The sequence below is a fragment of the Shinella yambaruensis genome, assembly GCF_022899355.1.
Classification (GTDB): Bacteria; Pseudomonadota; Alphaproteobacteria; order Rhizobiales; family Rhizobiaceae; genus Shinella; species Shinella yambaruensis.
The window spans coordinates 68061-93217 of sequence record NZ_JALJCK010000009.1 but is presented as its reverse complement, the minus strand read 5'-3'; the positions used below and the strand labels follow the sequence as shown (position 1 = coordinate 93217).

The window sequence follows — 25157 nt, the reverse complement described above, 5'->3', positions numbered from 1 at the left end:
CGGAACAACCGGCCGCCTCGCCGGCACCCGTCAATATTCCTTCTCGTAAAAGATGCCCGCGCCGGCGCTGCCGGCGCTGCCGGCCTCGCCGCGCAGCTTCAGGCCGCGGCCGACATCGAGGTTGATGACCGCCTTGGCGCCGTTCGTCTCCGGGTCCTGCTTCAGTTCGATATAGGTCCGCTCGTTGAGATATTTGCCGGCGGAGACCGCCGCCCGGCCTTCCGCATCCGTCGTGATGTCGAGATCGTCGACGCCGAGCTTGCTGCGCAGGCTGTCGAGCAGGCCGGTCGAGCTGCCGCCGGCAAGCTGGCTGGCAGCGGAGGCGAGCTGGGCGATCTGCACCGCGGAAAGGTTCGACATCGAGCGGTTGAAGATCAGCTGCGCCAGGATCTCATCCTGCGGCAGCGAGGGAGAGGAGGCGAAGGTGACCGTCGGGTTGTTGGCAAGGCCGGCCACCGTCACCGTGATTTCCGTCGAGCCGGCCGTGCTGGCGGCCACCAGATTGACCGTCGGCACGAGGCCGCCGGCAAAGCCGATATGGGCGCTGGTGAAGTCGAGACGACGCGTCAGGATCTCCATGCGCCCGCGCTCCAGTTCGAAGCCGCCGGACACGACCGGCGAGGCGGACGTGCCGGTGATCTTCAGGCTGCCGCCGAGTTCCGCATTGATGCCGCGGCCGCGCACGAAGAGCTGGCCCGGCGCCTCGATGGTGAGGTCGAGCGCGATGCCGCGCGAGGCACCGCTACTGCCCTGGTCACGCTGCACGTCCGCCGTCATGCGCTTGACGTCGGCCGGCGCGTTGCGGTGCTTGATGTCGATCTCGGAGAGCGAGGCCGGCAGTTTCTGCGGAATGGTGATGTTCGCCTTGTTGATGCGCAGCTTGCCGCCGAGCGAAAGCCCTGCCACCGGCCCCTTCAGCGTCAGGTCGCCCGCGACATTCGCCGTCACCAGCGTGCCGTCGACATAGGTGATGTCGCCGAGCTTGATGGCGACGTCCACCGGAAAACCGCTGGCCGGATCGATGCCGACGCGCCCGCTGGCCGAAAGCTGGCCGCCGCTGGCGAGCCTGCCGGAGACCGTCTCGATCACCGCCTGCCGTCCGTCCATGGTGACGCGGATCGTCAGGTTCTCCACCGCGAGGTTGCGGCGCACATCGACGAGCCGCGCGCCACCGGCGGTGATGCTGCCGGTGATCGAGGGTGCGGCCGCCGTGCCGCCGATGGAGACATCGACATCGGCATTGCCGGTCAGGACGAAGCCCTGGGCGGAAAGCTGGCCCTGCAAGAGGCCGAACGGCACCGTGCCGTTGAACTTGAGCCCGAGCGGCGTCGCCCCGCCGATGCCGACCGTGCCGCCGCCGCGGAAGGAGAGGCCGCCACCGCCCGAAAGCACCGTATCGAGCCGCACCTGGTTGTTGGCGAATTCCCCCTTGGCATTGATGGTGAGCGCGCCGATGCCCGCGCCGCGGGTCTGGCTCGTCACGGCCCCGTCCCAATCCAGCGCATAAGTGACGACCGGCGCCGCCGCGCGGCCCTTCACAGTGACCGTGCCGCCGATCGTGCCCTCCGCACCGAGGCCGGCGGCGAAATTGTTGACGAGCGCCGCCGGCAGCGCCGTAAGGCGGACGGACAGATCCAGCGTCTCGCCCGCCCGGCCGGAGACCGTGGCGGAGCCGCGGCCGGCCTGGATCGTCAGCCCGTCGAGCGCGGCGACGCCATTGGTGACGCCGATCGTCGTCGGCTTGGCCAGTTTCAAGGCAATGCGCCGCGGGGCGGCCTCGAAGGCCTCGAGGGCGACGTCCAGCCCGCCGTCACGCTGGATGACCTTGCCCTTCGTCAGAAGCGGCGCGTCGTCGAGGCGGCCGGTCAGGTCGAAATTGGTCGCCTGCCCTTCGCGCGAAAAGTCGAGCTTGAGCGCTTCGAGCCGGTTCTCGCCCGAGGCGACCCGCTCGGCGCGCACCGTGCCGGTGATCGCCGCGGTGGAAAGATCGGCAATGGTGAGGTCGACCGCCGGCCTGGTGATGCTGAGGGTATCACGCCGGATGGCGGAACCCGAAGCCTGGACGGTCGCGGACGTCCTGCCATTGCCGGTTGCGATTTCCACCTGGCCGGAGAGATCGCCGGCCGCCTGCTGGCCCGCCATTGCGGCGAGCAGGCCGAGATCGGGGAAATCGAAGCGGATCGTGCCGTCCGGCATGAAGTTCTGCGCCAGCGCGAGCGAGCCCTTCAGCGTGTTCGGACCGATTTCCGCCTCCAGCACCGGCACGGAGATGCGCCCGCCCTGAGAGGTGATGCTGGAGCGCACATTGATCGGCTGGCCGTCGAGCGCACCGGTCACCGTCAGCTCGCCGGACGGGCTGTCGGCGACGGCCTTGCCGGTCAGCGTCACCACGAGATCGCTGAGCGTGCGGCCGGAGAGGGTCGCCCCGCTCGACGTGACCTTGGCGGACACGTCGAGCCCCGCGACAGGGCCGGTGGCGGAAAGTTCGAAGGCCGCCTCGCCCGCCGCATCGGCGAGCAGCTTGCCGAGGTCCAGCACCTTGCCGGTCAGCGCGGCGTCGAGCGTGCCATTGCCGAGCGACACCGTGCCCGCCGTCTCCAGCGTGCCGGACTTGACCTGCAGCCCGGAGACCTGAACGGCGCCGTCACCCGCCAGCTGGACCCGCCCCTCCATCGCGATCGTCGTGTCGAACTTGCCGGCCAGCGCCGGCGGCAGCACGGCCGGCAGCGCGAAGAGGCGGAAATTGACGTCAGCCTCGCGGCTCGTGAGCCCGTAGCGGCCCGACAGCGTACCGCCGATGCTGGCGCTTTCGAGCGTCGCGGGATCGAAGGCGATCTCGTCGGGCGAGACGGCAAGTGTCGCCACCAGCTTTGCCGGTCCCTTCACCATGCGGTCGAGATCGGCGCTGGCAAAGGCCGTCACGCCGGTTTCGAGCACCGCGTCGATGCGGCCGGACTGACTGGCGACGTTGAAGGCGTCACTTTTTGCCGTGAGGCGGATATTTTCCACCCGGCCGGCCGGCAGCGCGGCCGAAACGACGGTGGCATTGGCCTCAAGCGCCGCCGCGGTCGCCTCGCCGGTGAGCGACAGGTCGGCGCCCTCGATCAGCACGCGCGCATCGCCCTCGGCGAGCGGCCAGCGGAAATCGATCGGTCCATCCTTGCCGGAAAGCTTGACGTCGAGGTCGTTGGCGCCCTTGGCGCTGACGGTGCCCGAGGCGGCCAGCGTCATGGCGCCCGTCGAGATCGAGCCCTTCTCGATGCGCAGCATGTCCGAGCCGTCGAAGGCAGCGACGACATCGATGCCCGTCTCGCCGGCAAAGAGCGGGCGAAGCTGCGGCGGCATCAGCGCATCGAACGTGCCGCCGCCATTGAGGGCGATCGTGTGCAGGCCGTTCGCCGAAAGGTCGTGGCGCCCGTCGACCCGCAGCATTTCCGTGCCGTCCAGCGCGGCGGAAAGCCGACCCGTCCATTCGGAGAGCGGACCGTCGCCCGTCAGGCGGATCGCGACGGCAGGGTCGTTCGGCAGCTTGAGCAGCGCCGCGAGCAGCCCGCCCTTCGGCTCGGCGACGTCGGCCTCGAGGCGAAGCTCGTTGTCGGCGGGATTGAAGACGATATCGGCGGCGACGCGCGCATCCGGCCGCGCCTTTTCCGAGGCGGAGAGCTTGATCGCGACGCTCTCTGCGGTCGCATCGCCGCTGCCGGAGACGACGATGCGCTGGTCGCGGCCGGCGACCGTGCCGGAGACGAAAAGCTCCGGGATCGCCAGCGCATCGACATGCACCTCCACCGGCAGGGTGAACGGTTCGTCCGATGGTTCCGGCTCGGCCTTCGGCTCCGGCAGGCGCAGCAGGGAAACGGAAGAGGCGGAGACGCGCTCGGCCTCGAAGCTGAAGAACAGAAGCTCCCAGGGCGACCAGTCGACGGCAAGGTCGCGGATTTCCGCATAGGTGCCCTTCGCATCCCCGACCGTGATCGTGCCGGCCCGGAGCCTGCCCGTGAGCAGGCCCGAGGGCTCGCTGATCGAGATCACCTGCCCGCTCGCCGCGGCGATCTTTTCCACCTGCGAGACGGCAAAACGCGCGCCCGCATCCGTAAAGCCGACAAAACCGATCAGCCCGGCAAGAAGGACCACGAGAACGGCAAGGCCGTAGCCGATAAAACGGAGCGTGGCGCGGAGAATTCGGGACAGCCTGTTCATGCCTTATCCATTTCGCGTGCGAAGAGCGCAAGGAATCGCTCCGGTCCGTCTTGAATCTGAATCGCGCGGCCGATCAAGAGCCTAGACGAAAATTGAGGCGACAGTCAGAAGGATTGGCCGATGCCGGCATAGACGCCGAAGGAGGTGCCGCCGGGATATTTCTTCAGCGGCACGGCGACATCGAGGCGCAGCGGCCCGAACGGCGTCGCATAGCGCAGGCCGATGCCCGCGCCGGCCCGGATGTCCTTGAAATCGGGCACTTCGTCGGTCGAGACCGTGCCGACGTCGATGAAGGGCACGACGCCGATCGTCTCGGTGACGCCGATGCGCGCCTCGGCCGTGGCCGCGACATAGGAACGGCCGCCGAGCAGCTTGTTGCGGCCGTCGCGCGGCGAGATCTCCTGGTAACCGTAGCCGCGCACCGTGCCGCCGCCGCCGAGGAAGAAGCGCCGCGTCGCCGGAATGTCCGAGAGGTCGTCGCCGCCGATGATCGTTCCGGCGGCAAGCTTTCCGGCCAGCACGAAACGCTTTTCCTCGCCGAACGCCTGGTAGCCCGTGATCGCGCCTTCAAAACTGGAGAAGAAGGTGCCGCGCTCGATCTCGTAGCTCGGCTTCGCGTTGATCATCGCGCGATAGCCCTCGGTCGGGTTCAGCTTGTCGTCGCGCGTGTCGCGCACATATTCGATCGGGATGGCGAGCGTGAGGTACTTGTTCTTGCCGAAAGCGTCCTCGACATCGCTCCACATGACCTCGCCGCCCGCGCTGACCGTGTCCGTGTCGGAAAGCTCGATGCTGACGCCGGCGGCAGCCGTTGTGGTGAAGGCCTTGTAGGCATCGGGATCGACGATCGAGGCCTTGAGGCTGGCATTGAAGGTCGAGGCCGGTCCGAACGCGCCGGGCTTGGAGAAGAGGATGCCCGCCGAATAGTCGAGATTGCCGATATCCGACTCGCCGATGCGGCTGACCGAGCCTTCCAGGCGCAGGGACTCGGCCTGGCCGAAAAGGTTGCGATGGCCCCAGTAGCCCTGCAGGCCCAGGCCATCCGTGTTCGAATATTGCGCGCCGACGCCGAAATAGCGGTGCTTGCCTTCGGAGACCTCGATGGTCATAGGCAGCGAGCCGTCCGGCGCCAGCTTGTCGGCCTCGCGGATCGTCACGCTGGAGAAGACGCCGAGCGTGCGCAGCCGCTCGGCCGCCTTGGTGAGCGCTTCCGGCGAATAGGGCTGGCCGGCATTGATGCGCGAATAGCGCTGCACGAAGGCCGGATCGACCGTCTTGGTGCCGGAAACGCCGACCTCGCCGACGGGCGCGACCGGCCCGCCCTCGGCCGCGATCACCACGTCGACGGTCTGCGTCTTGTGGTCGGCCGTCGCATTGCGCTCGGTGAGCCTCGCCAGCGGCCGGCCCTCGGCCTTCAGGTCGACGACGACCTTTTCGCCGGCTTTCAGGATGAGGGTGGAATCGGCCCGGGCGCCGGGCACCAGCCCGTAATCGGCGGGATTGCGTCCCTCCGCATCGCCGGAAAAGGCGATCTCGCCGAAGGTGAAGGCCGGGCCGGGCTCGACGCTGATCGTCACCGGAACGGCGCCACGCTGGTTGAATTCGGGGTTGGGCGGCAGCGAATCGAGGTCCTGCCCGCCGACCGTCACGGTCACCACGCCGCCGTAGCGGGCCTTTTCATAAAGCGCCGCCAGGATGCGGTCCCGGTCGTCGCGCGCCTTGATGACGAGGCCGAGATCGCCGGACACCGGCTTGCCCTCGTCCTGCTTGAGACGGGCGGTGTTCTCGATCGCTTCCTTGAGATCGGCGTCGTCCGTGCCGGGATCGAGCGTCAGCGTGTAGTTGACGGGATCGATGACGGCGGCGGCGGCTTCCTCGTCGTCGTTCTCGAAGAACTTCATGCCGAAGATCTCGAAGGCCGAGGCGGGCGCGGCGGACAAGGGGCCGCATACGAGGGCGGCCGCGACCGCGAGCGCGGTTCCAGCTCTCAAAAACGCAAAACTCTTTTCCGGCCGGTTCACTTTATCCCGCATCCGCAGCTATCCGTCGCCTTTCTCCTTCAGGTGCGGTGCACGCGGCAAACCGACAGCTTCCGTCACGAACTTCAGGCGCCCCGCCTCATACGGGGCTTTCAGGCAGGAAAAGACCCTAACGCGTTAGGTTTTCCGTAATGTTAACGGCGGTTTTACACGCATGGAGACAAGATTTGAAGCACCGGAGCGGTGATTTTCCGTCACCCTCGGAAAAGCAAAAGCCCCGGAGACACTCCGGGGCTTCGCATAGGTTGCATGAACCGACGATCAGTAACCTGACGGGCACCGGTCGATGTAACGGCGGCCGTAGCGGTCACGGTAGTAGCACTGGCCCGGCTGTTCGGAGACGCTGCCGATGACAGCACCCGAGACGCCGCCGATGGCCGCGCCGACGGCGGCACCGCGCACGTTACCCGTGACAGCGCCACCGATGATCGCGCCGGAGACGGCGCCGATACCCGCACCCTTTTCCGTCTGCGTGCAGCTGGCCACGGCCAGGCCGACCAGAACGAGCGCAATGACTTTCTTCATGAAGATATTCTCCAAAGTTGAGCGGCGGCCGCGTTTGCCGGGTCCGCCCTATCCCCTTCTACTCAGGAAACATACCGCGGCCGTCTTCAACGGTGAGGTTTGTCCAAGACCGAAAATATACCCGGAAATCGGGAAGTCCATGGCATTCAACTATTTTTTTGACATGCGAATAAATATCGTTTCCATTTCGTTTGATTGCTCCCGGCCTGTCGACCGGTCACGAGAAATTTCGCGATTGCCTGAAAGTACCGGTTGATCGCCGCCGCAAAAAGTCAAATGATATGACTGTTGATGCCGCGCCGGCGGTCGGAGGAACGGCCGGCGGCATCCCGCTACGAATGTAATGCACGCGAACAGACAATGCTGGTGTCGTTTGATCCCAGGCCCGCGTCGTGAGGACGCCCGCTGCATGTGACGTCGGATCGATCGCCCCAGCGGACAGTGAACCGCCAGGGAGGAACGCATGGCGAAAGTGGCAATGACCGTCAATGGCCGGAAGGTAAGCCGCGAGTGCGAGGACCGCACGCTGCTTGTCCATTTCATCCGCGACCAGCTCAGTCTCACCGGAACCCATGTCGGCTGCGATACGTCCCAGTGCGGGGCCTGCGTCGTGCATATGGACGGCAAGGCGGTGAAGAGCTGTTCGATCCTGGCGGCTCAGGCCGCCGGCGCCGAGATCCTCACCATCGAGGGCCTTGCGGCCAATGGCGAGCTGCATCCCGTCCAGGCCGCCTTCAAGGCCAATCACGGCCTGCAATGCGGCTTCTGCACGCCCGGCATGGTGATGAGCGCGGTCGACATGATCAACCGCTACGGCGCAAGGCTCGACGAGAAGACGGTGCGGGAAAACCTCGAAGGCAACATCTGTCGATGCACCGGCTACCACAACATCGTGAAAGCCATCCTGGCCGCCGCCGAGGAAATGGGCGCGGCAGGCCGGCAGGCAGCGGAATAGGCGTTAGGCAATAGGCAGTAGCCAGTAGGGCGGCCAATTGCGCGACGGTGAATCCCTAGCGCCTATTGGCTAACGCCTACTGCCTCACTTCTCTGGAGGAGATGAAGATGGGTGTCGAAGGCATCGGCGCGCGCGTCGCGCGAAAGGAAGACAAGCGGTTTCTCATGGGCCAGGGCCGCTACACGGACGACATGTCCGTGCCGGGCATGCGCTATGCGGCCTTCGTGCGCTCGCCGCATGCGCATGCGAGGATCAGGAGCATCGATACGTCGGCGGCAGGGGACATGCCCGGCGTCATCGCCGTGCTCACCGGCAAAGAGATGCTCGACGACGGCATCGGCAACCTGATCTGCGGCTGGATGATCCATTCCAAGGACGGTTCGCCGATGAAAATGGGCGCCTGGCGGCCGATCGCGCATGAGACGGTGCGCTATGTCGGCGACGCCGTCGCCGTGGTTGTCGCCGACAGCATGGGCGAGGCGCGCGATGCGGCCGAGGCTGTCCTCGTCGACTACGAGGTGCTGCCGGCCGTCACCGACGCCGTCAGGGCACTCGAAGCCGGCCAGCCGCAGCTCCATCCCGAGGCGCCCGGCAACCTCATCTTCGACTGGCAGCTCGGCGATTCCGACGCCACCGATGCGGCCATCGCCGCCGCCGCCCATGTCACGGAGATACGGATCGTCAACAACCGGCTCGCGCCGAACCCGATGGAACCGCGCGCCGCGCTCGGCATCTATGATTCCGCCGAGGACCACTACACCTGCTACACGACCAGCCAGAACCCGCATGTCGCCCGCCTCGTCATGAGCGCCTTCTACAATGTCGCGCCGGAAAACAAGCTGCGGGTCATCGCCCCGGATGTTGGCGGCGGCTTCGGCTCGAAGATCTTCATCTATCCGGAGGAGATCGTCTGTCTGTGGGCCTCCAGGCGCGCGGGCGTGCCGGTGAAATGGACGAGCGACCGCACCGAGGCCTTCCTCACCGATGCGCACGGCCGCGACCATGTCTCGACCGTCAAGATGGCCTTCGATGCCGACAACCGCATCACGGCCCTGAAGGTCGACACGATCGCCAATTTCGGCGCCTACATGTCGCTCTTCTCCTCCTCGGTGCCGACTTACCTCTATGCCACCCTGCTCTCCGGCCAGTACGCCATCCCGGCCATCCATGCCAATGTGCGCGCGGTCTACACCAACACCGCCGCCGTCGATGCCTATCGCGGCGCCGGCCGGCCTGAGGCGACCTACCTGCTCGAACGCACCATGGAGACGGCGGCGCGCGAGCTCGGCGTTTCGCCGGCGGAGCTGCGCCGCATCAACTTCATCCGCGCCTTCCCCCACCAGACGCCCGTCATCATGAATTATGACGCCGGTGACTACGAGGCCTCGCTGGAAGCCGCCATGGCGGCCGCCGACTGGAACGGCTTTCCCGCCCGCAAGGCGGAAGCCGCAAGCCGCGGCATGAAGCGGGGCATCGGCATGAGCTGCTATATCGAGGCCTGCGGCATCGCACCGTCGGCGGCGGTCGGCTCGCTCGGTGCCGGCGTCGGCCTCTGGGAATCGGCCGAGGTGCGCGTCAACGCCGTCGGCACGATCGAGGTTCTGACCGGCTCGCACAGCCACGGCCAGGGCCATGAAACGACCTTCGCCCAGCTCGTCGCCGAACGCTTCGGCGTGCCGATCGACAGCGTCTCCATCGTGCATGGCGACACCGACAAGGTGCAGATGGGCATGGGCACCTACGGCTCGCGCTCCGGCGCCGTCGGCATGTCCGCCATCGTCAAGGCGCTCGACAAGGTGGAGGCCAAGGCCAAGAAGATCGCCGCCCACCTGATGGAGGCCGACGAGAGCGACATCGTCATCGAGAACGGCGCGCTGAAGGTCGCCGGCACGGACAAGTCGGTGCCGTGGTTCCAGATGGCGCTGGCCGCCTATACCGCGCACAACCTGCCCTCCGGCATGGAGCCGGGCCTGAAGGAAGGCGCCTTCTACGACCCGTCCAACTTCACCTTCCCGGCCGGCTGCTACATCGCGGAAGTCGAGGTCGACCCGGAAACCGGCAAGACGACAATCGTCCAGTTCGTCGCCGCCGACGATTTCGGCAACATCATCAACCCGATGATCGTCGAGGGCCAGGTGCATGGCGGCATCGCCCAGGGCATCGGCCAGGCGCTGCTCGAAGGCGTGCACTACGATCCGGAAACGGGCCAGCTTCTGACGGCGAGCTACATGGACTACACCATGCCGCGTGCCGACGACCTGCCCTCCTTCAAGGTCTCGCACCAGGTGACCCCTTGCCCGGGCAATCCGCTCGGCATCAAGGGCTGCGGCGAGGCGGGCGCGATCGGCTCGCCGCCGGCGCTGATCAACGCCATCACCGACGCCATCGGCAACAATGACCTCACCATGCCGGCAACGCCCCAGAAGGTCTGGGCGGCGGCGCTGGCCGCCGGCAACTGACGGAGGACGCCATGTACGCCACGAATTACCATCGCCCCTCCTCGATCGCCGAGGCCGTCGCCCTGCAGTCCTCTTCCGATGAGGCGAAATACGTCTCCGGCGGCATGACGCTGATCCCCACCATGAAACAGCGCCTCGCCGCCCCGTCCGATCTCGTCGACCTCCGCCACATCGCGGAGTTGAAGGGCATCTCCGTCAACGGCAGCCGGGTGCGCATCGGGGCCGGCACGACGCATGCCGAGGTCTCGGCCTCGCCCGAGCTCGCGGCCGCCTGCCCCGCGATCTGCCACCTCGCCACCCATATCGGCGACCCGCATGTGCGGCATATGGGCACGATAGGCGGTTCCATCGCCAACAACGACCCGGCCGCCGACTACCCTTCCGCCATGCTGGCGCTGGGTGCGACGATCGTCACCAATGCCAGGGAGATCCCCGCCGACGACTTCTTCACCGGCCTCTTCGAGACGGCGCTGGAAGACGGCGAGATCGTCGTCGCGGTGACCTTCGACGCGCCGGCGAAAGCCGGCTATTCCAAGTTCCCGAACCCGGCCTCGCGTTATGCCATGACCGGCGTCTTCGTGGCGAAGGCGGAGGGCGGCGGCGTGCGGGTGGCGGTGACGGGCGCCGGCGCCAACGGCGTCTTCCGCCATGCCGGGCTGGAAGCCGCGCTTTCCGCCGACTGGTCGGCCGATGCCGCGGCAAGCGTGACCGTCGATGCCGGCGACCTGCTCTCGGACATCCACGGCAGCGCGGAATATCGCGCCAATCTCGTGAAGGTCATGGCCAAGCGCGCCGCCGCCGCCGCCTGACCCTTCGAAAAACTTGAAACTGTTCGATTAAAAGGACGGTTGAGGCCGTCCTTTTTTCATGCAGACTTGACATGCATCAACAGGAAATGGCCTTTGGGGGCTTAGGATACATTGGAATGGTTCAAAGGTGGCGCCGATTTGCCGCAGCGGATACCGTTGCGGGAAAAGGGCGACTGATATAGCCGATTGAACGACCGCCAACGACGATGATGTCCGGGTTTCCGCCGGACAGGAGACTCTGGATGGACTTCGAGACCTACTTCAAGAACGAGCTGGATGGCCTGCATCAGGAAGGCCGCTATCGCGTTTTCGCCGACCTGGAGCGCCAGAAGGGCAATTTCCCGAGGGCGACCCGCCACACGGCGAACGGCCCGCAGGACGTCACGGTCTGGTGCTCGAACGACTATCTCGGCATGGGCCAGCATCCCAAGGTGACCGAGGCGATGAAGCTCGCCATCGACCAGTGTGGCGCCGGTGCCGGCGGCACCCGCAACATTTCCGGCACCAACCACTACCATGTCCTTCTGGAGCGCGAGCTCGCCGACCTGCACGGCAAGGAATCGGCCCTGCTCTTCACCTCGGGCTACGTGTCCAACTGGGCCGCGCTCGGCACGCTCTGTTCCAGGATCCCCGGCATCATCTGTTTCTCCGATGCCGGCAACCACGCCTCGATGATCGAGGGCATCCGCCATTCGAAATGCGAGCGGGTGATCTGGAAGCACAACGACCTGAAGGATCTTGAAGCCAAGCTTTCCGCCGCCGATCCGAAGGCGCCGAAGCTGATCGCCTTCGAATCGGTCTATTCCATGGACGGCGACATCGCCCCCATCAAGGAGATCTGCGATCTTGCCGATAAATACGGCGCGATGACCTATCTCGACGAAGTGCATGCCGTCGGCATGTATGGCCCGCGCGGCGGCGGCATTGCCGAACGCGAAGGCCTGATGCACCGCCTCACCCTCATCGAGGGCACGCTCGGCAAGGCCTTCGGCGTGATGGGCGGCTACATTGCCGGCTCCGCGGCGCTCTGCGACTTCGTGCGCTCCTTCGCCTCCGGCTTCATCTTCACGACGTCGCTGCCGCCGGCGATCGCCGCCGGCGCGGCCGCGGCAATCCGCCATCTCAAGGAAAGCCAGGTCGAGCGCTTCGCCCACCAGGAGCGCGTGCGCAAGCTGCGCGGCCTGCTCGACCGCAGCGGCATTCCGCACATGCCCAATCCGAGCCATATCGTGCCGGTCATGGTGGGCGATGCGGCCAAGTGCAAGTGGATCTCGGACCTGTTGCTCGACAATTTCGGCATCTACGTCCAGCCGATCAACTATCCGACCGTGCCGAAGAAGACCGAGCGCCTGCGCATTACGCCGACGCCGCTGCATTCGGATGCGGATATCGAGCATCTCGTCGGCGCCCTGCATTCGCTCTGGTCGCGCTGTGCGCTCGCGCGCGCCGTCGCCTGACGGCGCGGCGTAAGCCGGCACTATCCGATGAGCCCGGCGGCCACCCGCCGGGCTTCTTCGTCCGCGGCGAAGACATCGTCCATCGCGGCGGCCGGCGGCAGGTGGGCAAGCCTGTCCATCACCGCCTCGGCAATATCGGCCATCGCGAGGAAGCCGATGCGCCCGCCGACAAAGGCGTGGAACGCCACCTCCTCGGCCGCATTCATCACCGCGCCCTGCAGGCCGCCGCGCGTGAGCGCCGTGCGGGCCAGGCGCAGCGCCGGGAAGCGCTCCTCGTCCGGCGCCTCGAAATCGAGCCGCGACAGTTTCGCGAAATCCAGCCGGTCGACATTGAGCGGCGAACGCCCGGGATAGGTCAGCGCATAGCCGATCGCCGTGCGCATGTCCGGCGCGCCGAGCTGCGCCAGCACCGAGCCGTCGACATAACCGACCATCGAATGGATGATCGACTGCGGATGCACCACCACCTCGATCTGGTCCGGCCGAACGTCGAAGAGGTGCTTCGCCTCGATCATCTCCAACGCCTTGTTGAACATGGAGGCGCTGCCGATCGAGATCTTGAGGCCCATCGACCAGTTGGGATGAGCCCGGGCGATATCGGCGGTGACATCGGCCATCTGCGCGCGGCTCCAGGTGCGGAACGGCCCGCCGGAAGCCGTCAGCACGATGCGCTCGACCGCATGGCGCTGGTCGTCCTCCAGCGCCTGGAAGATCGCGCTGTGCTCGCTGTCGACCGGGATGAGCCGCCCGCCGCCCGCGGCGACGGCCCGGACGAAGAGGTCGCCGGCCGAGACGAGGCATTCCTTGTTGGCAAGCGCGATGTCCGCGCCCTTCCTCGCCGCCGCCAGCGTCGGCGCAAGGCCGGCCGTGCCGACGATCGCCGCCATCACCCACTCCGCATCGCCGGAGGCCGCTTCCAGCAACGCCGCGCGTCCGGCAGCCGCTTCGATGCCGCTGCCGGCAAGGGCCTCCTTCAGCGCGCCGTAGCGGCTCTCGTCCGCCGTCACCGCCATCCTCGCTCCGCAGTCCTTCGCCTGTGCGGCGAGGAGATCGACATTGCCGTTGCCGGTCAGCGCCAGGACCTCGTAGCGATCCTGCCCGCCGAGCTGGCGCACCACGTCGAGCGTGCTGGTGCCGATGGAACCTGTCGAGCCGAGAATGGTGATGCGGCGCTTTTGCCGCGCGTCGGGAGCCATGGTGAAGTCCGCGATTTTCTTGTTATCGACAAAAGGCTCTACAGGCGAAAGACGCCTGCAACAAGTCATGGAAATGCTGTAAAGCGAAGGCTGCGCCCGTCTTCGCAAACCCGCGGCTTGACCTTTTCGCCCGGACGGCCATAACGTCCCGGCAAAGCGGTCTTCCGCCCTGACGCGATTGGAGAAATCTGTGCACCGACGCCTGAGAGTATGGACCCTCGCCTGCCTCGCCTTCATGGCGGCAGTTCCGGCCTATGCCGACGAGCCGGTCCCGGGCGGTCTCGGCGGCACCTGGCTTGCCGAGGATATCGGCGGCAACGGCGTCATCGACGACCTGCAGACGACGCTGGAGATCAAGCCGGACGGTTCCTATGGCGGCAATGGCGGCTGCAACACCTATCGCGGCAAATTGAAGGTACAGAACGGCAACATCGCCTTCGCCCCCGCCGCCGCCACGCGCAAGATGTGCGCGCCGGCCATCATGGACCAGGAGCAGAAGTTCTTCGACGCGCTCGGCACCGTCACCTCGTGGAAGCTCGAAAACGGCATCCTCCACCTGACGGGCAAGGAGGGCGCCCCCGCGATCCGCCTCGCCGGCCTCAAGAACAACACCGACATCGTCATCCGCCTGCCGGGTCCCGAACAGAGCGTGGCGCGCGAGACGATCAACTACCAGTGCGACGCCGAGCAGCGCGTCGTCGTCGAATACATCAATGCAGGCACCAATTCGCTCGCCGTCCTGAGGATCGCCGAGGAGACGGTCATCGCCGCCAACGTGCTCTCGGCCTCCGGCGCCAAATATGCCGGCGGCCAGTATGAATGGTGGACGAAGGGCGACGAGGCGACGCTCTACGACCTGACCAGGGGCGAGAACGCGCCGGGCGTCAACTGCCGCAAGACCGGCTGAGCCGGCCGGTCATTGGAGGAGGGACATCGCATGCCCACATTCCGCGTCGGACAGAAGGTCGTCTGCATCAACGACCGCTTCAAGAACGTCTCGATCGACCAGGGCATCCGCAAGGGGCAGGTCTACACGGTCCGCTGGACCGGCCACTACCGCCACTATGTCGACGGCGATTTCTACGGCATCAAGCTGATGGAGCTCTACCGCGGCAAGGACGACGGCCCGGAAGGCTACGGCGCCGACGACATGCCCTTCCGCGCCACCCGCTTCCGCCCGCTCGTTTCCGACCGCATCCGCAGCCTCCTCGGCCTCAAGGCCCCGCAACCGAAGGTCGTCACCAAACCCTCCGCCATCCCCTCCATCCGCCCGAAACCCCGCGTCGTCACGCCGGAGCGCGAGACGGAAGACGTCTGACGCAGCTCCTCGCGGGAACAGCGACCTGAAGCGATTCGCGCCAACGGCTTCGGCGTGCGAGGCGTACAGGAACACGAAGGTGAAGGGCCGGATGCGCCACATCATTCTCATCGCCGCCATCGCCTTGCTCGGCGCCTGCACGGCCGGCCGGCCCGCAAACTGCGTCGTCACGCCTATGGACCTCGTCGAGTGCCATGAGAAGTGAAGGCCCTGAGGAAGCGAAGCGGGCGTCATTCCTGAATGACGAAACAAACCGTCGGTGATCCGCACCGTCCTGAATGGCGCGGCACCACGCAAGCCTCGAAAATGAGTGGTGATCCCGCCGCGATTCGAACGCGGGACCCCCAGATTAGGAATCTGGTGCTCTATCCTGCTGAGCTACGGGACCACTGATTGCACCCATACAAAAGCCGGGGCTTTTAGCCAAGTGGTTTTCAGGCGGGAAGGCGGCTTTCGGCGAGCTTGACCCAGTAGCTCACCCCATGGGGGATGGCATCGTCGTTGAAATCGTAGGCCGGGTGGTGCAGGCCGGCGCTGTCGCCGTTGCCGAGGAAGACGAAGGCGCCCGGCCGGGCGAGCAGCATGTAGGAGAAATCCTCGCCGCCCATCATCGGGTCGAGCGCCGGGTCGACGGCGGCCTCGCCGGCGATCTCGCGCGCGACGGCGACGGCGTGGCCGGTCTCCTCGGGGTGGTTGGCCGTGACGGGGTAGTTGCGGTGGTAACCGACCGTGATCTCGGCGCCGTGGGCGGCCGCAAGGCCGTCGCAGACCTGGCGGATGCGGGTTTCCGCCTCCTGGCGCATTTCGGCGCTGAGGGTGCGCACGGTGCCGGCAAGCTGCGCCGTCTCCGGGATGACGTTGTGGGCGAAGCCGGCGTTGAACTTGGTGACGGAGACGACGAGGGACGCGATCGGGTCGGCGACACGCGAGACGATGGTCTGGAGCGCGGAAACCACCTGCGCGCCGATGACGATCGGATCGACCGTCTTGTGCGGCAGGGCGGCATGGCCGCCGCGCCCCCTCACCGTGATGCTGAACTCGTCGGTCGCCGCCATGATCGGGCCGGGGCGTGTGCCGAAGGAGCCGACCGGCATGCCGGGCAGGTTGTGCATGCCATAGACCTCGGCAATGCCGAAGCGCTCCATCATGCCGTCCTTGACCATCTCGTTGCCGCCGCCGCCGCCCTCCTCGGCCGGCTGGAAGATGACCGCGACATTGCCGGAGAAATTGCGTGTCTCGGCAAGGTATTTCGCCGCGCCGAGCAGCATGGCCGTGTGGCCGTCATGGCCGCAGGCATGCATCTTGCCCCTGGCGGTCGAGGCCCAGGGCTTGCCGCTCGTCTCCTCGATCGGCAGCGCGTCCATGTCGGCGCGAAGGCCGATCGTGCGCCCCGCGCCCCTGCCGCGGATGAGGCCGACGACGCCGGTGCGGCCGATGCCGGTCACGATTTCGTCGACGCCGAATTCACGCAGCTTCCCGGCCACGAAGGCGGCGGTCTTCTCCACGGCGAAGAGGATTTCCGGCTCCCGGTGGATCTGCCTGCGCCATTCAGCGATTTCGTCCTGCATCTCTGCGGCGCGGTTGAGGATGGGCATGCAACACTTCCTGTCATTTCGGCCGCAAAACCGGCCATCTGCTTTCGATGGCTTTGCCATCACGGTGCCATATAGGTTAAATAGGGCGACGGTTCGAGACAACTCCCGATTTCGAGGTGAGACCTTTGCAGACGAACGGACGAACGACGCGCCGGAGCACACGGTTTTTGGGCTCCAGCCTGCTGCTCGCAGCCTCCCTTCTGGCAACCGCGGCAACCGCCGCCCCGCGTATCCTGGTGGACGTCAACACACTGAAGGTCATCGAGCACGAGGATGCCTTCCAGCGCTGGTATCCGGCCTCGCTGACCAAGCTGATGACCGCCTATACCGTGTTCCGCGCCATCAAGGCCGGCGAGCTGACGCTGGAAAGCCCGGTCGTCATGAGCAAGCACGCCGCCGCCGAACCGCCGAGCAAGATGTATTTCAAGCCCGGCCAGAAGATGACGCTCGACAGCGCGCTGAAGATCATCCTCGTCAAGTCGGCCAACGACGTCTCCGTCGCCATCGCCGAGGCGGTCTCCGGCTCCGAGCAGGCCTTCGTCGACCGCATGAACGCGGAGGCCGCCCGCATCGGCATGAGCTCCTCGCGCTTCATCAACCCCAACGGCCTGCCCGGCAAGGGGCAGTACACGACGGCGCGCGACCTGGCCGTGCTCGCCGTGACGCTGAAGCGCGAATTCCCGCAATATGCCTCCTATTTCGCGTTGGAAGGCTTCACCACGGGCAAGAAGCAGTATCCGAACTTCAACATGCTGATCGGCCGCTTCGACGGCGCGGACGGCATGAAGACCGGCTTCATCTGCGCCTCCGGCTTCAACCAGGTGTCCTCGGCCACCCGCAACGGCCGCAGCGTCGTCTCCGTCGTGCTCGGCTCCGACAGCCTTGGCGCGCGCGCGGACATTTCCGCCGGCATGCTGGAAAAGGGCCTGACGAAGCAGGCGGGCAATGTGCCGACGCTCGGCCAGCTGCGCCCCTATGGCGAGACGCGCGACGTCGTCGCCGACGTTTCGCAGGAGATCTGCTCGAAGCACGCCGCCAAGGTGCGCAGCGAAAGCCGCGACGAAGCCGGGCGCCAGAAGCTCGTCTCGCCCTATATCCATGAGCTGAACCGGCCGTTGAGGCTGGTCTTCGCCGGCCTCATGGGCGGCGACACGGCCAAGCCCGCCGGCAACGAGCAGGTCGCCGTCGGCGATACCGGCGGCCTTGCCAACGTGCCGATCCCGATCCCGCGTCCCACGACCTTCTGATTGGCCCCGTTTGATTGGCCCTGTTTGATTGGAAAGACCATGACCCTTGCTGAGCGGCGCGTGCCGGTTTCCGTGCTGACCGGATTTCTGGGCGCGGGCAAGACGACCCTGCTCAATCGCCTGCTGAAGGACCCGGCGCTCACCGACACGGCCGTCATCATCAACGAATTCGGCGAGGTCGGCATCGATCACCTGCTCGTCGAACAGTCGAGCGACGGCGTCATCGCGCTTTCCGACGGGTGCCTGTGCTGCACGATCCGCGGCGAGCTGGTCGACACGCTCGCCGACCTGATGGACCGCATGCAGACGGGCAGGATCCAGCCGCTGAAGCGCGTGGTGATCGAGACGACCGGCCTTGCCGATCCCGCGCCGGTGCTGCAATCCGTCATGGGCAATCCGGTGCTCAGCCAGTCCTTCAGCCTCGACGGCGTGATCACGGTGGTCGATGCCGTCCACGGCCTGTCGACGCTCGCCAACCATCCCGAAGCGGTCAAGCAGGTCGCCGTCGCCGATCGCGTGCTGATCAGCAAGATCTCGCTTGCCGATGCCGCGGCGGTGGAAGCGGTGAAGCGAGAGATCGCCGCACTCAATCCGCGGGCGAGCATCTCGGACATCGACACCCCCGGCCTCGTCGGCCCGGCCCTCCTCGCCAACGGCCTCTACGATCCCGGCAGCAAGATCCCCGACGTCCGCCGCTGGCTGCACGAAGAGGCGCACGACCACCATGATCATGGACACGGTCACGCGCATCACCACGATCATGACCATCACCATCACGGCCATGACCACGAACATCATCACCCTCATGCCCACCAGCACGCTCATGACGTGACCCGTCACGACGCGACGATCCGCTCCTTCAGCATCGTGCACGACCGGCCGGTCGATCCGATGGCGCTGGAGATGTTCATCGACCTCCTGCGCTCCGCGCACGGGGAAAAGCTCCTGCGCATGAAGGGCATCGTGCTGATGTCCAACAATCCGGAGCGGCCGCTGGTGCTGCAGGGCGTGCAGAGCGTCTTCCATCCGCCGGAGCGCCTTTCCGCCTGGCCCGATCCGGCCGACCGGCGCACGCGGCTGGTGCTGATCACCAGGGATCTGCCGGAAGCCTTCGTGCGCGATCTCTTTGATGCCTTCACCGGCACGCCGAAGATCGACCGGCCGGACCGCGCCGCGCTGTCCGACAATCCCCTCGCCATTCCGGGCCTGCGCCTCTGATACCGGGCGGGGCAGGCGCTTACGGCACCCGCTGGAAGCGCCTTGCCATGCGCATCGTCGGCGCAGTGGCGCTGCGCAGGCATTCCGCACCGCGGCCGTCGTCGATCGTCAGCATCCTGCCTTCGATGCGATAGGGGCAGGATTTGTAGATGGAGCCGTCGTGCTCGAGCATGTCGACGCTGCCCTTCCTCTCCAGCTGCCAGCCGACCCGAAGGATGGTGCGCGTCGGCGCGGCCGCATAGACGAAATCGAACTCGCCATTCTCCCGGAACTCGATCGTCAGGCCCGAGCCATCCTCCGGCGCCCACAGGCCGATCAGCGCCGCGCGGTCCTCCGGCGTCGCGGATGACGAACAGCCGGTGAGCGACAGGGCAAGAAGGAGCGCGATGAAGGCGGGTTTCATGGAGAAGATCCCTGAAGATGGCCTCTTGCGCATGACGCTGAACGGCGGGCGTTTATTCACCGCCGCCAGAAACGGCAAAGACCCGGATGCAGGGGACATCCGGGCCTTCGGGGAAGTCAGCGGGAAAAGCGCTTACTTGCAGACCTTGATCTTCTTGATGACGACATTGCCGTAATAGTCGTAGGCCTTGACCTTCTTGATGAAGCAGTGCGGCTTGTAGCCGTAGTAGCCGGCCTGCGAAGGGGCGGCGAAGGAGACGGCGGCAACGAGGGCGATGGTGGCGGAAACGATGATCTTGCGCATGGGTCTCTCCTGATCTCTTTGAAGGATGAGCCTCTCTCATCCGATGATCAGAAGGTCTCACATCCCCCCGCCCGCCGCTGTTCCGCAGGAAACAGGCAGGTTTGCACCTCCCCGGCGCTCAGAAACGCGCGCCGGCGAAATGGGCGACCTGCGCGCCGAGCTCATAGTAGCCCTCGCGCATCGAGCGGAAGGATTGCGCCTCGGGCGCGCTCACCGGCAAAGGCAGGTCCATCTCGGCGATCTCGCCGGAAATGAGCGCGGCCAGCGTGCGGCCGAAGACCGTGCCCGGCGCGATGCCACGGCCATTGTAGCCGGAAAAGCCGATGACGTTCTCGGCAAGGCGGTGAAAGCGCGGCAGGTTGTCCGTCGTCATGCCGATCTTGCCGTACCATTCCGCCTCGAAGGCGACGTCGCCGATCGCGGGGAAGAGCTTTTTCAGCGCGCGGCGCGCCCAGGCCTTGTGGATGCCGGTGCCCGTGCCGCGCAGCGCGCCGACGCTGCCGAACACCAGCCGGCCGCGCTTGTCGAAGCGGAAGGAGGAGAGCACGTCCTTCGTGTCCCAGGCCCCCTGTCGCTCCGGCAGGATCTTCGCCTGCATCTCGGGCGAAAGCGGCACGGTGGCGAAGTTGAAATAGGGCAGGTGTACAAGCTCGGCGCGCACCTCGTTCCAGGGTGCCACCGTATAGGCATTGGTGGCGACGACCACCCAGTCCGCCGTGACGGAGCCGCGCGCGGTCTTCACCGTCCAGCGTTTTCCCGTCCGCTCCGCACCCGTCACCGGGCTTGCCGTGAAGACGGCAGCACCGGCCGCAATCGCCGCGCGGGCAAGACCGCGCGCATAGGCGAGCGGCTGGATCGTGCCGGCACGCAGGTCGAGAAGCGAGCCCGCATAGGCCTCCGTGCCCACCTTCGCCGCCGTCTCGGCCGCGTCCAGCAGGCGTACCGGCGCGCCGCGGCGGACCCATTGCTCGGCGCGCTGCTTCAGTTCGTCGAGACCGGATTGGCCGACGGCGCAATGCAGCGTGCCGGCCGGGTTGATCTCGCAGTCGATCGCATGCTTCTCGACGAGGTCGAACACGGCGCGCGGCGCATTGCCGAGAAGCTCCAGCAGCCGGCTGCCGTACAGGTCGCCGAGCACGCCGGGCAGTTCGTCGGGCATCACCCACATGCCGGCATTGACGAGGCCGACATTGCGGCCCGAGCCGCCATAGCCGATCTCCGCCCCTTCGAGCAGGACGACCCGCGTGCCGCGCTCGGCCAGATGCAGCGCCGTCGAAAAACCGGTATACCCGCCGCCGACGATGACGACATCCGCCTCCGCCCTGCCGGAAAAGGCGACGGTTTCGGGGGCGGGCGGAGCGGTCATCTCCCAAAGGCCATGGGAGCGCGGGTCGTTGAGCATGGCGTCAATCTTTTCCGAGGAGGAGGGTGTCTCGCCGCACAATCGGCCATGCGGCAGGACGACTAAAGCAAAAAATGAGAACGGGGTCATGCCCCCGCCGCATGATCGGCCGCCGAAATGCTATGCCGGGACCTGCTTGGAAATCCAGCTGCGAAATGCCTGGCTCAGCGGGTTTTCGAGCTTTCCTTCCGGCACGACGAGATAATAGCTGTTCTCCGTCTCCATCGGCCGGTCGAAGACGACGGCAAGCCGGCCGCTCGCCAGCTCCTGCTCGATCAGGTAGTGCGGCAGCAGCGCGAAGCCGAGCCCCGCGACGGCCGTCTCGATGACCATGGAGAACTGGTCGAAGCGATGGCCGCGATAGGCGGTATCCGCCGAGCCGCCGTTCAGCTCGAACCATTGCGCCCAGAGCTTCGGGCGCGTCGCAAGATGCAGGAGCGGCGCCCGTTCCAGGTCCTTCGGTTCGGCAAGGTTCCAGGATTTCACCAGCTCCGGGCTTGCCGCGGGCAGGATGACCTCGCTGCACAGATAGGTGCAGGCGGCCCGCGCCCAGACCGGCTGGCCGTAGTGGATCGCGAGGTCGAAATTCTCCTCGTCGAAATCGAACGGCGCCGAGCGCGAGGCGATGTTGATGATCGTGCCGGGATTTTCCGCGAGAAAGCCGGGAATGCGCGGCGTCAGCCAGCGGCTGCCGAAGGTCGGCAGCGTCGCGATGGAAAGGCTGTGCTCGGAGGAGGCCGACGCCATGGCGCGCAGCATGGTCTCCTCCGTCTGGTGCAGCAGCTTGCGCACTTCCGGCAGGAAACGGCGGCCATCGTCGGAGAGCACCACGCGCTGGCGCACGCGCTCGAACAAGAGCACGCCGAGCTGTTCCTCGAGGTCCTTGATCTGACGGCTGACGGCGCTCTGGGTGAGGTTCAGCTCATGGGCCGCCTGCGTGAAGCTGCCGTGGCGCGCGGCGCATTCGAACGCCTGTAGCGTGGTGACGTCGGGGATCAGCCTACGACTGAGCTTCATTCTTTCCTCGCATCAACATAGTCAGAACGGTCGCAATCGCGGGAAGAAACGATCCGGTATGATCCGTTTTGAGAATGATCAGGGCCTCCACCCCTTCTAAAGCAATTCCCGGAAAAGTGTGAAGCGGTTTTCCATCCGGAATTGCGCAACACCAGGATGAGACCGCTCCCATGAACGCAAATTCGCACGTTTCCGCTGATAAGATCCGCGCGGATTTCTCCGCCGCGATGTCCGCCATGTACCGCAACGAGGTTCCCGCCTATGGCACGCTGATGTCGCTGGTGGCCGAGGTGAACGCGGAAACGCTCGCCGCCGATCCCATCCTCAAGGGGCGCCTGGAGGCGACCGACACGCTGGAGCGCATCTCCGAGGAACGCCATGGCGCCATCCGCCTCGGCACGCCGGGCGAGCTTTCCATGATGCGCCGCGTCTTCGCCGTCATGGGCATGTTCCCGGTCGGCTACTACGACCTCTCCACCGCCGGCGTTCCCGTGCACTCCACCGCCTTCCGCCCGGTCGGCGCCGAAAGCCTCAGCCGCAACCCGTTCCGTGTCTTCACCTCGTTGCTGCGCCTCGATCTCATCGCCGACGAAAAGCTGCGTGAAGAAGCGGCCGACGTGCTCGCCGCACGAAAGATCTTCACCGACGAGGCCGTCAGGCTCGTCGAGAAGGCTGAGCGTGACGGCGGTCTCGGTGAAGCCCATGCCGCCCGCTTCGTCACCGAAGTGCTGGAAACCTTCCGCTGGCACGACCAGGCCATCGTCAGCGCCGGCATGTATAAGCGCTTGCACGACGCGCATCGCCTGATCGCCGACGTCGTCTCCTTCAAGGGTCCGCACATCAACCACCTGACGCCGCGCACACTCGACATCGACAAGGTACAGGCCCGCATGCCGGAAGAGGGCATCGCCCCGAAGGCCGTCGTCGAGGGCCCGCCGACCCGCACCTGCCCGATCCTCCTGCGCCAGACCTCGTTCAAGGCGCTGGAGGAGGCCGTCTCCTTCATCGGTGCCGACGGCGCCTGGCAGCAAGGCTCCCACACGGCCCGCTTCGGCGAGATCGAGCAGCGCGGCGTGGCGCTGACGCCGAAGGGCCGCGCGCTCTACGACCGGCTGCTCACCGAGACGCGCGCCCGCGTGCGCCCGGCCGCCGATGGCTCCAACGCCGCCGAATACGAGGCCGCGCTCGCCGACGTCTTCAAGGCTTTCCCGGATGACTGGGACGGCATCCGCAAGGCGGGCCTCGGCTATTTCACCTATTGCCTGACGGAGAAGGGCAAGTCCGTCACCGGCCGCAACGCCGATCTCGAAACGGCGATCGAAGCCGGCCTCATCCGCTTCGACCCGATCGTCTACGAGGATTTCCTGCCGGTCAGCGCCGCGGGCATCTTCCAGTCGAACCTCGGCGACGACGCGACCCAGGACTTCGTCGCCAGCCCGAACCAGGTGATGTTCGAACGCGATCTCGGCAGCGCCGTCCTCGACGAATTCGCCCACTATGCCGCCATCCAGCGCGCGTCGCTTGAAATGTGCCTCGGCATCGTCAACATGGCTGCCGCTGCGGAGTGACGGAAGAGCGCATGATCGAGGCACGCCATATCGAAGCGCTGAAGGGCCTTGCCGGCGAGAAGGGTCTTCTCACCGAAGAAGCCGACATGGCCGCCTACGAGACCGGCGCACGCTACGACAGGGGCCGCGCCGCCTTCGTCGCCCGCCCGGCCACGACGGCGGAGGCCTCTGCCATCGTCTCCTATTGCGTGCGGAACGCCATCGCGCTCGTGCCGCAGTCCGGCAATACCGGCCTCGTTTCCGGCTCGACGCCCGACGGGAGCGGCCGTCAGGGCGTGCTCAGCCTCAACCGCCTGACCGCCCCCTTCGACCTCGACCGGGTGAACCGCTCGGTCAGGGCCGGGGCGGGCCTGCGCCTTTCCGACCTCAACGGCCGGCTGGAAGAGAGCGGCCTGTTCTTCCCCATCGACCTCGGCGCAGACCCGCGCCTCGGCGGCATGATCGCGACGAACACCGGCGGCTCGCGGTTCCTGCGCTACGGCGACGTGCGCCGCAATGTTCTCGGCCTCACCGTGGTGCTCGCCGACGAGGCCGGCACCGTGCTCGACCTTTCCTCAGACCTGCGCAAGAACAATACCGGTGTCGACTGGAAGCAGCTCTTCATCGGCACGTCGGGCGCCTTCGGCGTCGTCACCGAATGCGTGCTGAACCTCGAACCCGCCCCGAAACAATCCGCCACCGCCCTGCTCGTGCCCGCCTCGGCAGACCAGGTCGCGACGCTGCTCGTCGCCATGGAAGACGCGCTCGGCAGCTATCTCTCGGCCTTCGAGGGCATGTCCGGCAACGCCGTCGCCGCCGCGCTCGACCATGTGCCGTCGCTGCGCAATCCCTTCCAGGGCGGCGTGGTGCCCGGCTTCGTCATCCTCGCGGAAATCTCCCGCGCCACCCCGCCGCGCGCGGGCGAGCAGCCGCTCGACGCGGTGCTGGAAGAGGTGCTGGCCGCGATCTGGGAGCGCGAGGACGCACCGCTCGCCGACGCCTTCGTCGGCCAACCGCACGAGATCTGGGCGCTGCGCCATGCGCTCTCGGAGGGCGTGAAGCATCGCGGGCGATTGATCGCCTTCGATCTGTCCTTCCGCCGGGGTGACATCATGCCCTTCCTCGCCCATATGAAGGCGGAAATGCCGGACCATTTCGAGGACGTCACGATCTGCGACTTCGGCCATATCGGCGATGGCGGCGTGCACTTCAACCTGGTCGTCGCGAAGGACGACCCGCGGCTTGCCGATCCCGATTTCGAGGCGGACCTGCGCGAATGGGTCTTCACCGTCGCGGTCGAGCAGTTCGGCGGCAGCTTCAGCGCGGAACACGCCATCGGCCGCAAGAACCAGGCCTTCTGCGACAGATACACCCCGGAAAAGCTCCGCGCGCTTGCGGCCGGGCTGAAAACCATCACCTCGCCGGGCCCGCTCGGCACCATCACATTCTAAAAACAGACAGGGAGAC

At 66.4% G+C, this 25157-nt stretch carries 19 protein-coding genes and 1 tRNA gene; 10 read left to right on the top strand and 10 right to left on the bottom strand.

Going from position 1 to position 25157, the window contains the following annotated elements:
- Window positions 1–30: 30 nt before the first annotated feature.
- From MUU56_RS20955 to MUU56_RS20945, 3 genes are all read right to left on the bottom strand, one after another.
- On the bottom strand, window positions 31–4200 hold the full coding sequence (locus tag MUU56_RS20955; RefSeq protein ID WP_244769224.1) for a translocation/assembly module TamB domain-containing protein: 4170 nt from the start codon (window positions 4198–4200) through the stop codon (window positions 31–33).
- A 104-nt stretch (window positions 4201–4304) separates the two neighbouring features.
- Window positions 4305–6233, bottom strand: a complete 1929-nt coding sequence (locus MUU56_RS20950) for an autotransporter assembly complex protein TamA (RefSeq protein ID WP_244769223.1) — start codon at window positions 6231–6233, stop codon at window positions 4305–4307.
- 267 nt (window positions 6234–6500) lie between these two features.
- Window positions 6501–6764 (bottom strand): YMGG-like glycine zipper-containing protein, encoded by a 264-nt coding sequence (locus tag MUU56_RS20945; RefSeq protein WP_064331830.1) that lies wholly within the window; start codon window positions 6762–6764, stop codon window positions 6501–6503.
- A gap of 463 nt (window positions 6765–7227) precedes the next feature.
- On the opposite strand from MUU56_RS20945, the gene MUU56_RS20940 reads away from it, so the two are divergent.
- From MUU56_RS20940 to hemA, 4 genes are all read left to right on the top strand, one after another.
- Window positions 7228–7719 carry a (2Fe-2S)-binding protein gene (locus MUU56_RS20940; RefSeq protein WP_244769222.1) on the top strand — a complete coding sequence of 164 codons (492 nt, stop codon included), beginning with the start codon at window positions 7228–7230 and terminating at the stop codon, window positions 7717–7719.
- Between the two features lie 107 nt (window positions 7720–7826).
- Window positions 7827–10178, top strand: coding sequence for a xanthine dehydrogenase family protein molybdopterin-binding subunit (locus tag MUU56_RS20935; protein ID WP_244769221.1), 2352 nt, complete (start codon window positions 7827–7829; stop codon window positions 10176–10178).
- An 11-nt stretch (window positions 10179–10189) separates the two neighbouring features.
- Window positions 10190–10987 carry an FAD binding domain-containing protein gene (locus MUU56_RS20930; RefSeq protein WP_244769220.1) on the top strand — a complete coding sequence of 266 codons (798 nt, stop codon included), beginning with the start codon at window positions 10190–10192 and terminating at the stop codon, window positions 10985–10987.
- Window positions 10988–11229: 242 nt separating this feature from the next.
- Complete coding sequence (gene hemA / locus MUU56_RS20925) at window positions 11230–12444, top strand: 5-aminolevulinate synthase (RefSeq protein WP_244769219.1); 1215 nt, start codon at window positions 11230–11232, stop codon at window positions 12442–12444.
- Between the two features lie 20 nt (window positions 12445–12464).
- Here the strand turns inward: hemA and dxr are convergent, their stop codons facing one another.
- Window positions 12465–13640 (bottom strand): 1-deoxy-D-xylulose-5-phosphate reductoisomerase, encoded by a 1176-nt coding sequence (gene dxr / locus MUU56_RS20920; RefSeq protein WP_244769218.1) that lies wholly within the window; start codon window positions 13638–13640, stop codon window positions 12465–12467.
- A 190-nt stretch (window positions 13641–13830) separates the two neighbouring features.
- Between dxr and MUU56_RS20915 the strand changes: the two genes are divergently transcribed.
- Window positions 13831–14547, top strand: a complete 717-nt coding sequence (locus MUU56_RS20915; protein WP_244769217.1) for an META domain-containing protein — start codon at window positions 13831–13833, stop codon at window positions 14545–14547.
- 30 nt (window positions 14548–14577) lie between these two features.
- Complete coding sequence (locus MUU56_RS20910) at window positions 14578–14958, top strand: CAP-Gly domain protein (RefSeq protein ID WP_244769216.1); 381 nt, start codon at window positions 14578–14580, stop codon at window positions 14956–14958.
- A gap of 311 nt (window positions 14959–15269) precedes the next feature.
- On the opposite strand, the gene MUU56_RS20905 is transcribed toward MUU56_RS20910, so the two are convergent.
- Window positions 15270–15346 (bottom strand) — tRNA-Arg (locus tag MUU56_RS20905).
- A 46-nt stretch (window positions 15347–15392) separates the two neighbouring features.
- Complete coding sequence (locus tag MUU56_RS20900) at window positions 15393–16553, bottom strand: M20 aminoacylase family protein (protein ID WP_244769215.1); 1161 nt, start codon at window positions 16551–16553, stop codon at window positions 15393–15395.
- A 167-nt stretch (window positions 16554–16720) separates the two neighbouring features.
- On the opposite strand from MUU56_RS20900, the gene MUU56_RS20895 reads away from it, so the two are divergent.
- Together MUU56_RS20895 and MUU56_RS20890 are read left to right on the top strand one after the other, a co-directional pair.
- Entirely contained in the window at window positions 16721–17800 is a 1080-nt protein-coding gene (locus MUU56_RS20895) for a D-alanyl-D-alanine carboxypeptidase family protein (protein ID WP_244769214.1), read from the top strand.
- A 39-nt stretch (window positions 17801–17839) separates the two neighbouring features.
- Entirely contained in the window at window positions 17840–19018 is a 1179-nt protein-coding gene (locus MUU56_RS20890) for a CobW family GTP-binding protein (RefSeq protein WP_244769213.1), read from the top strand.
- 19 nt (window positions 19019–19037) lie between these two features.
- Here the strand turns inward: MUU56_RS20890 and MUU56_RS20885 are convergent, their stop codons facing one another.
- The 4 genes from MUU56_RS20885 to MUU56_RS20870 all read right to left on the bottom strand — a co-directional run bounded on the left by MUU56_RS20885 (window position 19038) and on the right by MUU56_RS20870 (window position 22143).
- Window positions 19038–19421: a hypothetical protein gene (locus MUU56_RS20885; RefSeq protein WP_244769212.1), complete on the bottom strand. Its 384-nt coding sequence runs from the start codon at window positions 19419–19421 to the stop codon at window positions 19038–19040.
- A 132-nt stretch (window positions 19422–19553) separates the two neighbouring features.
- Window positions 19554–19724, bottom strand: coding sequence for a hypothetical protein (locus tag MUU56_RS20880; RefSeq protein ID WP_244769211.1), 171 nt, complete (start codon window positions 19722–19724; stop codon window positions 19554–19556).
- 118 nt (window positions 19725–19842) lie between these two features.
- Window positions 19843–21126 (bottom strand): NAD(P)/FAD-dependent oxidoreductase, encoded by a 1284-nt coding sequence (locus MUU56_RS20875; protein WP_244769210.1) that lies wholly within the window; start codon window positions 21124–21126, stop codon window positions 19843–19845.
- 120 nt (window positions 21127–21246) lie between these two features.
- Complete coding sequence (locus MUU56_RS20870) at window positions 21247–22143, bottom strand: LysR family transcriptional regulator (RefSeq protein ID WP_244769209.1); 897 nt, start codon at window positions 22141–22143, stop codon at window positions 21247–21249.
- A gap of 170 nt (window positions 22144–22313) precedes the next feature.
- On the opposite strand from MUU56_RS20870, the gene hglS reads away from it, so the two are divergent.
- Together hglS and MUU56_RS20860 are read left to right on the top strand one after the other, a co-directional pair.
- Window positions 22314–23711, top strand: coding sequence for a 2-oxoadipate dioxygenase/decarboxylase HglS (hglS, locus tag MUU56_RS20865; protein WP_244769208.1), 1398 nt, complete (start codon window positions 22314–22316; stop codon window positions 23709–23711).
- Between the two features lie 11 nt (window positions 23712–23722).
- Entirely contained in the window at window positions 23723–25141 is a 1419-nt protein-coding gene (locus MUU56_RS20860) for an FAD-binding oxidoreductase (RefSeq protein ID WP_244769207.1), read from the top strand.
- Window positions 25142–25157: the final 16 nt, after the last annotated feature.

Excerpts from the sequence above, each read along its gene's own strand:
- MUU56_RS20955 (WP_244769224.1), bottom strand. The coding sequence starts at position 4,200 with ATGAACAGGCTGTCCCGAATTCTCCGCGCCACGCTCCGTTTTATCGGC.
- MUU56_RS20950 (WP_244769223.1), bottom strand. The coding sequence starts at position 6,233 with ATGCGGGATAAAGTGAACCGGCCGGAAAAGAGTTTTGCGTTTTTGAGA.
- MUU56_RS20945 (WP_064331830.1), bottom strand. The coding sequence starts at position 6,764 with ATGAAGAAAGTCATTGCGCTCGTTCTGGTCGGCCTGGCCGTGGCCAGC.
- MUU56_RS20940 (WP_244769222.1), top strand. The coding sequence starts at position 7,228 with ATGGCGAAAGTGGCAATGACCGTCAATGGCCGGAAGGTAAGCCGCGAG.
- MUU56_RS20935 (WP_244769221.1), top strand. The coding sequence starts at position 7,827 with ATGGGTGTCGAAGGCATCGGCGCGCGCGTCGCGCGAAAGGAAGACAAG.
- MUU56_RS20930 (WP_244769220.1), top strand. The coding sequence starts at position 10,190 with ATGTACGCCACGAATTACCATCGCCCCTCCTCGATCGCCGAGGCCGTC.
- hemA (WP_244769219.1), top strand. The coding sequence starts at position 11,230 with ATGGACTTCGAGACCTACTTCAAGAACGAGCTGGATGGCCTGCATCAG.
- dxr (WP_244769218.1), bottom strand. The coding sequence starts at position 13,640 with ATGGCTCCCGACGCGCGGCAAAAGCGCCGCATCACCATTCTCGGCTCG.
- MUU56_RS20910 (WP_244769216.1), top strand. The coding sequence starts at position 14,578 with ATGCCCACATTCCGCGTCGGACAGAAGGTCGTCTGCATCAACGACCGC.
- MUU56_RS20900 (WP_244769215.1), bottom strand. The coding sequence starts at position 16,553 with ATGCCCATCCTCAACCGCGCCGCAGAGATGCAGGACGAAATCGCTGAA.
- MUU56_RS20890 (WP_244769213.1), top strand. The coding sequence starts at position 17,840 with ATGACCCTTGCTGAGCGGCGCGTGCCGGTTTCCGTGCTGACCGGATTT.
- MUU56_RS20885 (WP_244769212.1), bottom strand. The coding sequence starts at position 19,421 with ATGAAACCCGCCTTCATCGCGCTCCTTCTTGCCCTGTCGCTCACCGGC.
- MUU56_RS20880 (WP_244769211.1), bottom strand. The coding sequence starts at position 19,724 with ATGCGCAAGATCATCGTTTCCGCCACCATCGCCCTCGTTGCCGCCGTC.
- MUU56_RS20875 (WP_244769210.1), bottom strand. The coding sequence starts at position 21,126 with ATGCTCAACGACCCGCGCTCCCATGGCCTTTGGGAGATGACCGCTCCG.
- MUU56_RS20870 (WP_244769209.1), bottom strand. The coding sequence starts at position 22,143 with ATGAAGCTCAGTCGTAGGCTGATCCCCGACGTCACCACGCTACAGGCG.
- hglS (WP_244769208.1), top strand. The coding sequence starts at position 22,314 with ATGAACGCAAATTCGCACGTTTCCGCTGATAAGATCCGCGCGGATTTC.
- MUU56_RS20860 (WP_244769207.1), top strand. The coding sequence starts at position 23,723 with ATGATCGAGGCACGCCATATCGAAGCGCTGAAGGGCCTTGCCGGCGAG.